Below are 1082 nucleotides of genomic sequence, written 5' to 3'. Positions count from 1 at the left end.
TGTACTTGGCCGTCACGTTGGTGACTGTGTGCGACTGATGGGTGGGTGGCCATCGAGTGCGGTGTGTGCCCGTTCAGTGTTGTAGTGATCCAGCCATGGCGCCAACGCGGCGGTGCGGGCGGGGTTGTCGGGGAAGACCTGGCGGTAGGCCCACTCGGTCTGCAGGGTGCGGTTGAACCGCTCGACTTTGCCGTTCTGCCAAGGACAGTGGGGTTTGATCGTCTTGTGCCGGGCCCCGATCGCGGTGATCGCGGCGGCGAACTCACGTGAGATCAGGTAGTTCTTGGCGTTGTCGGTCAGGACCCGGGTGATGTGGGGGATGCCGTGGTCGGCGAACCATGCGGCCGCGCGCAGCAGGAAGCCGGCGCAGGTCGTGCCCTTCTCGTCGGGCAGGATTTCGGCGTAGGCCAGGCGGGAGTGGTCGTCGACGGCGGCGTGGACGTAGTCGTAGCCCAGTCCCCGTTTCGATCCGGGCTTGGGTCCGCGGCCGTGGGCGCGCCAGCCGCCGCCGGGTGGGATTTTGCCGATTTTCTTGACGTCCAGGTGGACCAGGTCACCCGGGGCGGGGTGTTCGTAGCGGCAGGTGGTGTGCCGGGTGGCGCGGATGCGGTGCCCGGTCAGCGGATCGCACTCGGCCAGCCGGGGTACGCCGCGGCGGGCCAGCACCCGTGACACGGTGCGGGTCGGAATGCCGGTGGCTGCGCTGATGCGTGCCGGGCCGGACCGCAGCTGGGCGCGTGCGGCCACGATCTGGTCCTCGACCTCGACCGGTGTGCGGGTAGGTGTGTGGTGTGGGCGGCTGGATCGGTCGGCCAGGCCGGCGACGCCTTCCTGCTGGAAGCGTCGTACCCATCGGTGCGCGCATTGCCGTGAGACGCCCAGTTCCTTGGCGACATGGGCGACCGGTCTGCCGGCGGCGACCCGGTGGACCAGGACCAGGCGGGCGTGGACGGTCAGGCGGGCGTTAGCGTGTCCCATTGAGGCCTCCGGCTGTGGTGACTGACGTCGCAATCACCACCGCACCCGGAGGCCTCACCCATGATCAAGCCGACACGCCGTCACCAACCTCATGACCAGGTACA

1 protein-coding gene is annotated in these 1082 nt (G+C 68.8%); it reads right to left on the bottom strand.

What is annotated here, in order from left to right; genetic code table 11:
- Positions 1-12 precede the first annotated feature (12 nt).
- Positions 13-978, bottom strand: coding sequence for an IS481 family transposase (locus tag BCF44_RS54615; RefSeq protein WP_116182490.1), 966 nt, complete (start codon positions 976-978; stop codon positions 13-15).
- Positions 979-1082: the final 104 nt, after the last annotated feature.

It is taken from the genome of Kutzneria buriramensis (genome assembly GCF_003387475.1).
GTDB classification, from domain to species: domain Bacteria; phylum Actinomycetota; class Actinomycetes; order Mycobacteriales; family Pseudonocardiaceae; genus Kutzneria; species Kutzneria buriramensis.
This window is presented reverse-complemented; position numbering and strand designations above follow the sequence as displayed.

What these genes read in the sequence shown, in the direction of transcription:
- BCF44_RS54615 (WP_116182490.1), bottom strand. Translation starts at nt 978, where the DNA reads ATGGGACACGCTAACGCCCGCCTGACCGTCCACGCCCGCCTGGTCCTG.